Here is a 13508-nt window from a genome sequence, read left to right as displayed (position 1 = left end):
GGGATCGTCATAAAGGAAGCAATCAATAATGAAAACCGAACTCTCCGCATTAAGCACTGACCGCCTTCGTGATCCACATCGTCGTAAATTTCTTGCCGGTTCCGGCGCGATAGGGCTGACCGGCTTTCTCAGCGGCAGCCTCACGCTTTCAGGAAACGTACTGGCGCAGACAAAGCCTGCCGGCAGCCCACTGCTGGGCTTTCAGGCGATTGCCGCATCTACGGCCGATGAGGTTGTGGTCGCACCGGGCTATCGTGCTGACGTGCTGATCTCCTGGGGTGATCCGCTGGTGAATGGCGCGGTCGCGTTTGACCCGCACGGCAACAATAGCGCAGAAGATCAGGAAAAGCAGTTCGGTGACAACAACGATGGGATGAGCTTCTTCGCGATTAATGACCAGCGTGGCGTGATGGCGATTAACAATGAATACGTGAACGAGCCGACGCTATTTGCCCACGGCGGCAGTAAAGCGACCAGCCTGGAAGATGTCAAAAAGTCGCAGGCGGCGCACGGTATCTCCATCGTTGAAGTCAAACGGGGTGAGGACAATCGCTGGCAGGTGGTACGTCCTTCTGACTATAACCGCCGCATTACCGCCAATACCCCGATGCGCTTCTCCGGTCCGGCCGCAGGGGATAAAGCGCTGCAGACTGCGGCCGATCCGCAGGGAATGAATGTCCTGGGCACCTTTGGTAACTGCGCCAACGGCAAAACGCCGTGGGGCACCTATCTCACCTGTGAAGAGAACTACGATACCTACTTTGGTACCCATCAGGCCGACTTTACCCCGACCCCACAGCAGAAGCGCTATACCCTGAATGCCGCCGAGCCGGAGCGCAACTGGTCTGACTTTGATCCCCGCTTCGATATCGCTAAGAATCCCAACGAATTCAACCGTCACGGCTGGATCGTCGAAATCGATCCTTTCGATCCTCACTCCGTGCCGGTAAAGCGGACCGCGCTGGGCCGCTTTAAGCACGAGAATGCCGCCGTGACGGTCGCGAAAACCGGCCAGCTGGTGGTTTATATGGGCGACGACGAGCGCGGCGAATATATCTATAAATATGTCTCCGACGACAAGGTCATCCCGGATGATGCTAAAGCCAATCACGGACTGCTGGATAAGGGCACGCTCTATGTGGCGCAGTTCAACGGTGATGCGCAGGGCACACCGCTGAAAGGCACCGGGCGCTGGCTGGCGCTGAAGTGGGGCGAAAATGGACTCACTGCTGAAAAGGGATTCAATAGCCAGGCAGATGTTTTGATCAATGCGCGTGCGGCGGCCGATGTCGTTAACGCCACGCGGATGGACCGGCCCGAGTGGATTGCCGTTAACCCACACGATGGTCGTGCCTACTGCACGCTGACCAACAACAACAAGCGCGGGAATGAAGGCATGCCGGTCAATGCAGCGAATCCGCGGCCAAAAAATATTTACGGTCAGATTATCCGCTGGGATGAGAAGGGCGATGCTACTGCACAGACCTTTGAGTGGGATATCTATGCCTTGTGCGGCAACCCGATAGCACATCCTGAAGGGGTTTATCGCGGCACACCTAACATCACGGCGGAGAACACCTTCAACAGCCCGGATGGCCTGGGATTTGATGCGCAGGGGCGCTTGTGGATCCTGACCGACGGCAAGTACAGTAACAAAGAGGATTATCAGGGGCAGGGGAATAATCAGATGCTGGTGGGAGATCCTGACAGTGGAGAGATCCGCCGGTTTATGGTCGGCCCCAAATCGTGCGAGCTTACCGGTATTACCTTCACGCCCGACTACAAAACGCTGTTCGTGAATGTGCAGCATCCCGGTGAAGAGGGTGACTCACACTTTCCCAATAACAGCCCGCGTCCACGTTCGTCGGTGATCATGATCACCCGCGAAGATGGCGGCATTATCGGTGCATAAAACAGGATGCTGGCCTGACTGACCAGCATCGCCGTTATAACGCAGGCGGTGCGAGACTGTCGCTGGAGGCCAGCGCTTGTTCGCGATTGGAAGGCTGCACGACATAACGCTGATCTTCCCAGTGCAGCAGGGTCAGCGTTCCGCCCCAGCAGCAGCCGGTATCCAGACCGATAATGCCGTCTGGTGTCCCTTTGCCTTCCAGTGATGCCCAGTGACCAAACACGATGGTGTAGTCACGTGCAACCGGCCCCTCGATGTTAAACCAGGGTTTCAGCGGCGGAAGGGCGGATTCAGGGGCATCTTTGCAGATCATGTCCAGCTGACCGTTGGGGAAGCAGTAACGCATGCGCGTCAGGGCGTTGGTGCTAAAGCGCAGACGCGCCAGGCCGGTCAAATCCTCACTCCAGTTGTTCGGCATATCGCCATACATGGCATCCAGGAACAGCGGATAACTGTCGCTGGCGAGAACCGCTTCCACTTCACGCGCACACTTTTTCGCGGTTTCGATATCCCACTGCGGTGTGATACCGGCGTGGCCCATCACCAGTTTTTTCTCTTCATCAACCTGTAATAGCGGCTGACGACGTAGCCAGTTGATCAGCTCATCTGCATCGTCCGCTTCGAGCAGGGGGGTCAGGCGATCTTTAGGCTTGTTACGGCTGATCCCGGCGTAAACCGCCAGCAGATGCAAATCGTGATTGCCCAGCACCAGACGTACCGCGTCACCCAGCGATTTCACGTAGCGCAGGACGTCAAGGGAGCCTGGACCGCGTGCCACCAGGTCGCCGGTCAGCCACAGCGTATCCTGCTCAGGATTGAAATCGACCTGTTGCAGCAACGCACGTAATTCATCGTAGCAACCGTGAACATCGCCAATCAGGTATGTGCTCATAACGTTTTATCCATCAGGAAGGTGCCCGATTTAACGGGCAAAAAGCGTGTAAATCAATGAATGTGGGTCTGAATGGCGAGGCGGAACACCGGGATCTCGACGTGGAAGGTATCACCCTGTTCGTCGACCATCACGTAATGTCCCTGCATGGTGCCCATCGGCGTTTCGATCACCGCACCGCTGGTGTACTGAAATTCATTACCAGGCGCAATACATGGCTGTTCACCGACCACGCCTTCACCCTGAACCTCCGTTTCGCGGCCGTTACCATTGGTAATCAGCCAGTAACGTCCCAGCAGTTGCACAGCGGAACGGCCCAGATTGCGTATCGTAATGGTATAGGCGAAGACGTAGCGATCGTCATCCGGTGAGGATTGTGAGGCGACGTACTGGCTTTGCACATGGACGGAGACGCGGGCCGTTTCACTCATGACTTACTCCTGCGATTTTCCCTGATGATTGGCCAGCCAGTTCGCCAGCTGACAATATTGCGCGACGGAGACGTTCTCGGCACGCAGGGTTGGATCTATGGATAACTCTTCCAGCGCACCGGCAGCCACCATGTGGCTCAGGCTGTTGCGCAGCGTTTTACGTCGCTGGCCGAACGCTTCAGTGGTAATGCGGCTCAGAATACGCACATCGCTGACCGGATATGGTGGCTCGGCATACGGCACCAGACGCACCACGGCAGAGTCTACTTTCGGTGGCGGTGTAAAAGAGTGCGGAGGCACTTCCAGCACCGGAATGACCTGGCAGTAATATTGCGCCATCACCGTCAGACGACCGTAGGTCTTACTACCCGGACCGGCGACCAGACGATTGACCACTTCTTTCTGCAGCATGAAGTGCATATCTTTGATCGAACCAGTATAGCTGAAAAGGTGGAACATCAGCGGGGTCGAAATATTGTACGGCAGGTTACCAAATACCCGCAGCGGCTGGCCTCTCTCCTGCGCCAGCGCGGCGAAGTCGAAGGTCATGGCATCCTGCTGGAAGATAGTCAGTTTAGGGCCAAGGAACGGATGCGTTTCCAGACGCGCAGCGAGGTCGCGGTCCAGCTCTATCACCGTTAATTTATCGAGGCGTTCGCCGACCGGTTCGGTCAGGGCACCCAGGCCCGGACCGATCTCTACCAGCGCTTCATCGCGCTGTGGATGGATGGCGGAGACAATGCTGTCGATAATGTACTGATCGTTCAGGAAGTTCTGCCCGAAACGTTTACGGGCATAGTGCCCCTGATGGACGCGATTATTCATTACTGCTCTTGATCATAGTGATGGCGAGGTTAAGCGCCGTGATGAAGCTGCCCGGTTCAGCCTGACCCAGACCGGCGAGTTCAAGCGCAGTGCCATGGTCAACTGAAGTCCGGATAAAGGGCAGGCCCAGGGTGATATTCACCGCCCGGCCAAACCCCTGGAATTTGAGTACCGGCAGGCCCTGGTCGTGATACATCGCCAGCACCGCATCGGCATATTGCAGATATTTAGGCTGAAAAAGGGTATCCGCAGGCAGCGGGCCGGTCAGGTTAATGCCCTGCTGACGCAGTTCATTGAGTGCCGGCGTGATGGTCTCGATCTCTTCCCGACCCATGTGGCCGCTTTCGCCCGCATGAGGATTAAGACCACAGACGTAAATATGCGGCTCGGCAATGGCAAACTTCTGCTGCAGATCACGATGCAGAATCGTAATCACTTCATGCAGACAGTCGCGGGTTACCGCAGCGGGGACATCTTTCAGCGGCAGATGGGTAGTTGCCAGTGCGACGCGCAGCTCTTCTGTCGCCAGCATCATCACGACACGATGGCCGCCCGCGCGATCGGCGAAGAATTCGGTATGGCCGGTAAAGGCGATGCCGGCATCATTGATGACGCCTTTGTGCACCGGGCCGGTAATCAGGGCAGTGAACTCACCATCGAGACAACCGTCACAGGCGCGCGCCAGGGTGGCCAGCACATAGTCGCTGTTGGCGACGCAAAGCTCGCCGGGCGTGACTGGCGCTGCCGTTTCGATGGGCAGGATAGTCAGCGTACCCGCCTGCTGCGGCAATGCTGCCATGCCAGGCTGATAGGGACGCAGGGTCAGCGGCAAACCGAGTTGTGCCGCACGCTGCTGCAACAGGGCAGGTGAGGCGCAGACTACCAGTTCAACCGGCCACGACTGCTGGGCCAGCTGAACAGTAAGATCGGGACCAATCCCGGCAGGTTCGCCGGGGGTGATCACTACACGGGCATTACTGCGCATTGCCATCCAGAATCTTCACGTAGGCACTGGCGCGTTGTTCCTGCATCCAGGTCTGTGCTTCTTCTGCGAACTTACGGTTAAACAGCATACGGTAAGCACGCTCTTTCTGGGCTGCATCGGTTTTATCCACCTGACGGGTATCCAGCAACTGAATCAGATGCCAGCCGAAAGAGGAGTGAACTGGCTGACTCGTCTGACCTTTTTTCAGGCGCAGCAGTGCGTCACGAAACGCCGGATCAAAGACTTCCGGAGAGGTCCAGCCGAGATCGCCGCCCTGGTTCGCCGAACCCGGGTCATCAGAGTACTGTTTGGCCGCCGCGGCGAAAGTGGTTTTGCCACTGCGGATGTCAGCCGCGATCTGTTCCAGCTGCGCGCGTGCCTGTTCATCTGTGAGAATCGGCGATGGCTTCAGCAGAATGTGACGCGAATGCACTTCGGTGACAGAGACATTTTTGCTCTCGCCACGCAGGTCATTCACTTTCAGGATATGGAAGCCGACACCTGAGCGAACGGGTCCGACGATATCGCCTTTTTTCGCGGTCGCCAGCGCCTGCGCAAACAGGGTTGGTAACTCTTCGATTTTGCCCCAGCCCATGTTGCCGCCTTTCAGCGCCTGAGAGTCAGCAGAGTAGGTTACGGCCATCTTGCCGAAGTCCGCGCCATTTTTCAGTTCGCCAACCAGCTGTTTCGCCAGTGTTTCCTGCTCATCAACCTGCTGCTGCGTCGGGTTTTCCGGCAGCGGCAGCAGAATATGGCTGACGTTCAGTTCTGTCCCCTGACTGTTCTGAGAACCGATCTGGTTAGCCAGCGTATCGACTTCCTGCGGCAGAATGGTGACGCGACGACGCACTTCGTTATTGCGCACTTCAGCAATGGTCATCTCTTTACGGATCTGAGAACGATAAACGCTGTAATTCATGCCGTCATAAGCCAGACGACTGCGCAACTGATCAAGGCTCATCCTGTTCTGCGCAGCGATGTTCTGAATCGCCTGGTCCAGTTGCTCGTCGCTGATCTGGATCCCCGCTTTTTCACCCATCTGCAGAATGATGTTGTCCATGATCTGACGTTCCAGAATCTGATGGCGCAACGTTTTATCATCCGGCAACTGCTGACCTGCCTGCTGGGCCTGAGATTTAACCGTGCCCATCATGCCGTCCACGTCACTCTCAAGAACCACGCCGTTATTGACCACGGCTGCAACTTTATCAACGACTTGTGGTGCTGCGAACGCGGTGTTAGCACTGATTGCCACACCAAGAATCAGCATTCTCCAGTTCTTCATACTTTATCCATTGTTGGTTCCGCACTGCGGGATTGCCTGTCAAACATCACAACATCAGAAAGCGGGCTGGTAAGGGATAATGCCCTGACGCAGCATATCGTTGGTGCCTAAGCCATAGTTAGAACTCAGACCACGCAGCTCAATGTTGAATGAGATTTGGTTGTCATATTTACTGTCGTTGTTTTCCCAGCCGTTAATTTTGCGTTCGTAACCGACCCGGATCGCGTAACAGCATGAACTGTATTGCAGTCCAACCAGCTGCGACGCCGGACGCGTGTTGCGAGTATCGTAGTAGTAAGCGCCTACCACGGACCATGCATCCGCAATCGGCCAGCTGGCCGTAGTGCCCACCTGTGAAATCCCGTTTTTAAAGATAGGATTTGTCACCAGCGCACTGTTGTTCAGCGCCGTTGCCACATATTCCGGGCTGCTGTAACGGTAGCTCAGTTGCACCATACGGTCGGCATCACGACGGTATTCCAGTACGGTATTGCCCTGGGAGACGTTGTCGAGTTTGGTGTCATATTGCAGCCCACCTCTGACGCCCCAGCGATCGCTGATTTTCCAGTATGTATCACCAGCCCAAATCAGGCTGCCGGTATCATCTTCTTTACTGGTTTGATTCACACCAGTACGAGAAGGGGTAAACGAGTAGATTTGACCCACAGAAACGTTAAAACGTTCAACCAGATCGGTATCATAAATACGCGAGGTGACACCGGTAGCCACTTCATTGGCTGACGCGATGCGATCCAGCCCGCTATAAGTACGGTCGCGGAACAGACCGGTGTAGTCGGTTTGCAGCAATGTTGAGTCGTAGGGATAGATATTGCTTTGATTGCGGTACGGGATATAGAGGTACTGTACGCGCGGTTCCAGCGTCTGGGTATAGCCCGCAGCCGAGTTCATATCGCGGTCAAACACCAGCCGTCCATCCACTTTAAACTGCGGCAGGGTACGGTTGACCGACTCATCCAGCTCGCCGCTCTGATCACCCCTGAGGCCATTGGCCGCATTATTATAGTAATCAACGTCAGTCTGCTGATAGTGGGTCGCCAGGAACTTCGCTTCGGTATCCAGACTGGCCCAGCCGTTTGACAGCGGCAGGTTCAGCGTCGGCTCAATGTGCAAACGGGTTGCTTCAGGGTAGTGATCGCTGACGTTGGTAAATTTCACCGCCTGAGCATAGATCCGGCCATCAAACGGGCCAATATCGTTCTGATAGAGATTAACGTCCAGCTGCGGCATCGCGCGGTAAACGTTATCGCTGCTGCTATTGCCGAATACCTGGAAATCTTTAGTGGAGAGCGTCGCGTCCCAGTTAGTGTCGGCATAGCCTATGCTGAATTTCTGCGTGGCGTAGTTATCAGTCGAGCTGTAGTACTTCGAGTCGAGATCATTGAAGTAATATTTGTCGCTGACCTTAGTGTAGTCCGCGTTGAAACGCCAGTGCTGGTCATAAACACCCGCATGACGCCAGTAGAACAGCCAGCGATCGGAGCTGTCATCGTCGGCGATGCCGCGCAGCGCTTTGTCGTTGTCATACTGTTTATCGGAGCCGAGGTAGTCAAATTCCATCAGACCGGCACCCAGCGTGGTCAGATAACGGAATTCATTTTCAAACTTCATGCCGCGCTTACTGATGTAGTGCGGCGTGATGGTCGCATCGGCCTGCGGCGCGATGTTCCAGTAATAGGGCAGAATGAACTCGAAGCCATTATTGCTGCCATATTTTGCGTTCGGGATCAGGAAACCGGACCGGCGACGATCGCCAATCGGTAACTGCAGATAGGGGCTGTAGAACACCGGAACGGAACCGAGCTTAAAGCGGGCGTTCCAGATCTCCGCCACTTCCTCTTCGCGATCCTGGATCACTTCTGAACCCACTACGCTCCAGCTGTTGGAGCCAGGCAGACAGGACGTAAATGTACCGTTTTCCAGGATGGTATAGCGGTTATCGCCGCGCAGCTTCATCTGGTCTGCAGTCCCGCGTCCCTGACGATCCACCATCTGGTATTGGCCATTCCAGACGTTGGTATCTTTGCTGTTGAGGTTTGACCAGGCTTTCGGACCTTTCAGGATGACCTGATTGTCATCGTAGTGCACATTACCCAGGGCATCGACGGTACGCACTGGCGCGGTCTGGCCTTCCTGCTGACGCTGATGAAGCTGAACTTCATCCGCCTGCATACGGCTGTTGCCCTGCTCAATGTTTACATTGCCGGTGAAGACCGCATCATCGGGATAGTTCCCTTTCGCGGCATCAGAGTGAATGGTGACAGGCAGCTGGTTCGTATTACCGTTCACCAGCGGGCGGTTATAACTCGGCACGCCTAACATACACTGCGACATCAAATCGTCGGCAAAGGCTTGCTGGCTAATGGCTGCGCCGATCAGTGTGGCCAGCAGGGTAGGTATATGTTTTTTCATACGCGGTATCGAGAATTCCATGAAAACTGGCATCATGCCGACAATCGGGTCAGAGACTAACTTACTGCCCGGCGTTGTGCCAGTGTTAATCCTGGTCTGTCAGCGTTGCCGTTAGGCGCTGAGATAAATGACAGGTATGATAATGCAATTTTCAGCCGCAAGCATGGCGAATTGAGGAGTTTATGCGCTACTGGGGAAAAGTTATGGGTCTGGCGGTGGGATTACTTTCCGGCGCAGGCTTTTGGGGTATTGTGATTGGCTTGATCATTGGCCATATGATTGACAAAGTACGCGGTGCGCAAGGCAAGGCTTACTTCTCAAATAATCAGACCCGACAGACGCTGTTTTTCAGCACCACCTTTCAGGTGATGGGCCATCTGACCAAGTCAAAAGGGCGCGTCACGGAAGCGGATATTCAGATTGCTTCGCTGCTAATGGAACGGATGCAGCTGCATGGTGACTCCCGCAGTGCAGCCCAGCGCGCGTTCCGCGAAGGCAAGCAGGCGGATTACCCGTTACGCAGTAAATTGCGTGAACTGCGCAGCGCCTGTTTTGGCCGGTTCGATCTGATCCGGATGTTCCTGGAGATCCAGATTCAGGCCGCCTTTGCCGACGGCTCACTGCATCCCAACGAGCGTCAGGTGCTCTATGTGATTGCTGAAGAGCTGGGCATTTCGCGTGTCCAGTTCGATCAGTTTCTGCGCATGATGGAGGGTGGCCAGCAGTTTGGCGGTGGTCAGCGCAGTTCGGGCGGTTTCCAGCAGGCGCAACGCGGCCCAACGCTGGAAGATGCCTGTAGCGTGCTAGGTGTGAAGAGCAGCGATGACGCCACCACGATTAAACGCGCGTACCGTAAACTCATGAGCGAGCATCATCCTGACAAGCTGGTGGCGAAAGGGCTGCCGCCAGAGATGATGGAGATGGCGAAGCAGAAAGCGCAGGAAATTCAGGCAGCGTACGATCTGATTCGCAAAGAGAAAGGCTTTAAGTAATCACTATGTCTCCTGGCCTCTTCTGCAACAGAGGAGGCCACGGTGACAGGCAGTAGATTTCAAAAATCGGCGGGCTGGCGAAACGTCATGGCATTACCAAATGCCGGATGGGTAATGGTCAGTGACTCTGCATGCAGCAGCAAACGGGCTGCCATCGCTTTAGCCTCCGGATGCGCATAGAAGTTATCCCCCAGAATCGGATGGCCCAGCGCCAGCATATGCACCCGCAGCTGGTGTGAACGGCCGGTAATCGGCTTCAGCAACAGGCGCGCACAGTTATCCGCACGATATTCCAGCACCTGATACTCCGTCTGCGCGGCTTTGCCGGTCTCGAAGCAAACCATCTGCTTTGGACGATTTGGCCAGTCACAAATCAGCGGCAGATCAACCAGTCCTTCTTCCTTCTCCGGATGCCCCCAGATGCAGGCCACGTAGGTTTTGGAAGGCTCGCGCTCACGGAACTGGCGCTTCAGCTCGCGTTCAGCCGCTTTGGTCAGCGCCACCACCATTACGCCGCTGGTCGCCATATCGAGCCGGTGAACGGATTCTGCTTGCGGGAAATCACGCTGTATCCGCGTCATCACGCTATCTTTGTGCTCATCCAGACGACCGGGTACCGAGAGCAGACCGCTGGGTTTGTTCACGACCATGATGTGTGCATCCTGATAAAGGATGTGCAGCCAGGGTTCACGCGGTGGGTTGTAAGGTTCCATGGGGCTTTCCAAAAATAAGGGGCCAGTGGCCCCTGAGCTTACTGGTGCGTCACCACAATCAGGCGCAGCGCGTCGAGACGCCAGTTAGCCTGATCGAGACTTTCCAGCACCTGTTCGCGATTGCTTTCCAGTGCCTCGACTTCATCGTCGCGGATGTTCGGGTTGACGGCTTTCAGCGCGTTAAGACGCGAAAGCTCGGCACCCAGCTTCTCGTTCGCTTCAGCACGTGCCGCATCGATCACCGCGCGCGCTTCGCTGACCACACTCTCTTCGGCCTGCGTCAGAATCGCATGCACATCCTGCTGCACCGCATTCACCAGTTTACTGGCGGTATGACGGTTAACGGCATTCAGCTGACGGTTAAAGCTTTCGAACTCCACTTTTCCCGCCAGGTTGGTGCCTTTGGTATCCATCAGCAGACGGATTGGCGTCGGTGGCAGGAAACGGGTCAGTTGCAGATGCTTCGGTGCCTGCGCTTCAACGACATAGATCAGCTCAACCAGCAGGGTCCCCACCGGCAGCGCCTTGTTCTTAAGCAGTGACAGTGCGCTGCTGCCGGTATCACCTGACAGGATCAGATCCAGTCCGTTACGAATCAGCGGGTGTTCCCAGGTAATAAACTGGGTATCCTCGCGCGACAGCGCCTGATCGCGGTTAAAGGTGATGGTGCAGCCATCTTCCGGCAAACCAGGGAAATCAGGCACCAGCATGTGGTCGGAAGGGGTCAGCACAATCAGATTATCGCTGCGATCTTCCTGATTGATGCCGACGATATCAAAGAGGTTGAGCGCGAAGTTCACCAGGCCGGTGTCGTTATCCTGCTCGCTGATGGCATTGGCCAGCAACTGCGCCGATTCACCCCCGTTAGAGTTCAGCTCCAGCAGGCGATCACGACCCTGTTCCAGCTGCGATTTCAGCGTGTCGTGCTGTTTACGGCAGTCAGTGATAAACGCATCGAAGCCTTCATTGTTTTCCGGCGCGGCCAGATAGCCGATCAGCTGTGAATGAACGCTGTCATAGATGGTGCGGCCGGTCGGGCAGGTGTGTTCAAACGCGTCCAGTCCTTCGTGGTACCAGCGCAGCAGCACCGCCTGTGCGGTCTGCTCCAGCCACGGTACCAGAACCTGAATGTCGTGCGCCTGACCGATACGATCCAGACGACCGATACGCTGTTCCAGCAGGTCCGGGTTAAACGGCAGGTCGAACATCACCAGACGGCTGGCAAACTGGAAGTTGCGGCCCTCTGAACCGATCTCAGAGCAAAGCAGCACCTGAGCGCCGTTCTCTTCTGAGGCAAACCAGGCCGCGGCGCGGTCGCGCTCAATGATCGACAGCCCCTCGTGGAACACCGCGGCGCGGATACCTTCGCGCTCGCGCAGTACCTGCTCCAGCTGCAGCGCGGTGGCCGCTTTGGCACAGATCACCAGCACCTTCTCTTTACGGTTAGTGGTGAGATAGCCCATCAGCCATTCCACGCGCGGATCGAAGTTCCACCAGGTGCCGCTGTCACCTTCAAATTCCTGATAAATCTGTTCCGGGTAGAGCAGGTCACGCGCCCGCTCTTCTGCGCTTTTGCGCGCGCCCATGATGCCGGAAACTTTAATCGCCGTCTGATACTGCGCTGGCAGCGGCAGGCGGATCTGATGCAGTTCGCGTTTCGGGAAGCCTTTAACCCCATTACGGGTGTTTCGGAACAGTACGCGACTGGTGCCGTGGCGGTCCATCAGCATGGATATCAGCTCCTGACGCGCTTCCAGCTTGCCGTCACGATCGCTGTTGGCGACCTGTAGCAGCGGCTCAATGTCCTGCTCGCCGACCAGATCGTTGATTCGGTTCATCTCCTCCTGGGAGATTGCTTTGTCTGCCAGCAGTGCTGTGACAGCATCGGCAATCGGGCGGAAATGCTGCTGCTCTTCAACAAAGGCGGCAAAGTCATGGAAACGGTCCGGGTCGAGCAGGCGCAGACGGGCGAAGTGGCTCTCCATACCCAGCTGTTCTGGTGTTGCAGTCAGCAGCAGAACGCCAGCAGTTTTCTCCGCCAGCTTTTCGATAACCTGATATTCGCGGCTTGGCTCGCCTTCTGACCAGGCCAGATGGTGCGCTTCATCCACCACCAGCAGATCCCATTCGGCATCGGCCAGCATCTCAAGGCGCTGTTTGTTACGGCGCACAAAGTCCAGCGAGCAGATAATCAGCTGCTCCGTTTCAAACGGGTTGTCACTGTCGTGCTGCGCTTCGGTATAGCGATCGTCATCAAACAGCGCAAAGCGCAGGTTGAAGCGGCGCAGCATTTCGACCAGCCACTGGTGCTGTAAGGTTTCAGGCACCACGATCAGGACACGCTCAGCACGACCCGCCAGCAGCTGCTGCTGGATGATCATCCCGGCTTCAATGGTTTTACCCAGGCCAACTTCATCGGCCAGCAGCACGCGCGGCGCATGGCGGCGACCCACATCATGGGCGATATGCAACTGGTGAGGGATCAGGTTGGTGCGCATACCGCGTAAGCCGCTGATAGGCAGACGATATTGCTCGCTCTGGTATTTACGGGCGCGGAAGCGGAGGGCGAAACGATCCATCCGGTCAAGCTGGCCGGCAAACAGGCGATCCTGCGGCTTACTGAACACCAGCTTGCTGTCGAGCATGACTTCGCGCAGCATCACGTCGCTTTCTTCGGTGTCCAGCCGGGTACCGATATAGGTCATCAGGTCATTTTCGTTGCGTACTTCATCGACGCGCATCTGCCAGCCTTCGTGACTGGTGATGGTATCACCCGGATTAAAGATGACGCGGGTAACCGGCGAATCGTTGCGGGCGTAGAGGCGGTTTTCCCCCGTGGCCGGAAACAGCAGGGTAATCATGCGGGTATCGATCGCCACCACGGTGCCCAGTCCCAGTTCACTTTCCGTATCACTAATCCAGCGCTGACCTAATGTAAAAACCATATTTTTTTGCTCAAATTTTAACGTTTTTAGAGGTGTTCCCAAAGCTCAGGCAATAGCGCTACCGCCAGACAAACGAGATCTGGAGCGGGAGTAAGAGC

General features: G+C 56.0%; 10 protein-coding genes. 2 read left to right on the top strand and 8 right to left on the bottom strand.

Annotated features, from left to right (window positions below):
* Window positions 1-28: 28 nt before the first annotated feature.
* On the top strand, window positions 29-1912 hold the full coding sequence (locus tag ACTJKZ_RS16845) for a PhoX family protein (protein WP_161731672.1): 1884 nt from the start codon (window positions 29-31) through the stop codon (window positions 1910-1912).
* A gap of 34 nt (window positions 1913-1946) precedes the next feature.
* Here ACTJKZ_RS16845 and apaH read toward each other — a convergent pair whose 3' ends face one another.
* The 6 genes from apaH to lptD are packed head-to-tail and all read right to left on the bottom strand — an operon-like array spanning window position 1947 to window position 8760.
* On the bottom strand, window positions 1947-2804 hold the full coding sequence (apaH, locus tag ACTJKZ_RS16840; protein WP_161731670.1) for a bis(5'-nucleosyl)-tetraphosphatase (symmetrical) ApaH: 858 nt from the start codon (window positions 2802-2804) through the stop codon (window positions 1947-1949).
* A 53-nt stretch (window positions 2805-2857) separates the two neighbouring features.
* Window positions 2858-3235 (bottom strand): Co2+/Mg2+ efflux protein ApaG, encoded by a 378-nt coding sequence (gene apaG / locus ACTJKZ_RS16835; RefSeq protein ID WP_161731668.1) that lies wholly within the window; start codon window positions 3233-3235, stop codon window positions 2858-2860.
* A 3-nt stretch (window positions 3236-3238) separates the two neighbouring features.
* Window positions 3239-4060, bottom strand: coding sequence for a 16S rRNA (adenine(1518)-N(6)/adenine(1519)-N(6))-dimethyltransferase RsmA (rsmA, locus tag ACTJKZ_RS16830; RefSeq protein WP_161731666.1), 822 nt, complete (start codon window positions 4058-4060; stop codon window positions 3239-3241).
* Window positions 4053-5045 (bottom strand): 4-hydroxythreonine-4-phosphate dehydrogenase PdxA, encoded by a 993-nt coding sequence (pdxA, locus tag ACTJKZ_RS16825; protein WP_161731664.1) that lies wholly within the window; start codon window positions 5043-5045, stop codon window positions 4053-4055. Before pdxA ends, rsmA begins: the two co-directional genes overlap by 8 nt.
* Window positions 5035-6330, bottom strand: coding sequence for a peptidylprolyl isomerase SurA (gene surA, locus ACTJKZ_RS16820; protein WP_161731662.1), 1296 nt, complete (start codon window positions 6328-6330; stop codon window positions 5035-5037). Before surA ends, pdxA begins: the two co-directional genes overlap by 11 nt.
* 54 nt (window positions 6331-6384) lie before the next feature.
* Window positions 6385-8760: an LPS assembly protein LptD gene (gene lptD, locus ACTJKZ_RS16815; RefSeq protein ID WP_161731660.1), complete on the bottom strand. Its 2376-nt coding sequence runs from the start codon at window positions 8758-8760 to the stop codon at window positions 6385-6387.
* 182 nt (window positions 8761-8942) lie between these two features.
* Between lptD and djlA the strand changes: the two genes are divergently transcribed.
* The gene (gene djlA / locus ACTJKZ_RS16810; RefSeq protein WP_013356743.1) at window positions 8943-9752 is read left to right on the top strand and encodes a co-chaperone DjlA; all 810 of its coding nucleotides are present in this window, start codon (window positions 8943-8945) and stop codon (window positions 9750-9752) included.
* A gap of 59 nt (window positions 9753-9811) precedes the next feature.
* Here the strand turns inward: djlA and rluA are convergent, their stop codons facing one another.
* The gene (gene rluA / locus ACTJKZ_RS16805; protein WP_161731658.1) at window positions 9812-10465 is read right to left on the bottom strand and encodes a bifunctional tRNA pseudouridine(32) synthase/23S rRNA pseudouridine(746) synthase RluA; all 654 of its coding nucleotides are present in this window, start codon (window positions 10463-10465) and stop codon (window positions 9812-9814) included.
* Window positions 10466-10503: 38 nt separating this feature from the next.
* Window positions 10504-13410, bottom strand: a complete 2907-nt coding sequence (gene rapA / locus ACTJKZ_RS16800) for an RNA polymerase-associated protein RapA (RefSeq protein WP_161731656.1) — start codon at window positions 13408-13410, stop codon at window positions 10504-10506.
* Window positions 13411-13508 lie beyond the last annotated feature (98 nt).

The sequence above is a fragment of the Pantoea sp. 22096 genome, assembly GCF_052045955.1.
Classification (GTDB): domain Bacteria; phylum Pseudomonadota; class Gammaproteobacteria; order Enterobacterales; family Enterobacteriaceae; genus Pantoea; species Pantoea alfalfae.
The sequence above is the reverse complement of the archived record's forward strand: the minus strand, read 5'-3'. Positions and strand labels throughout refer to the sequence as shown.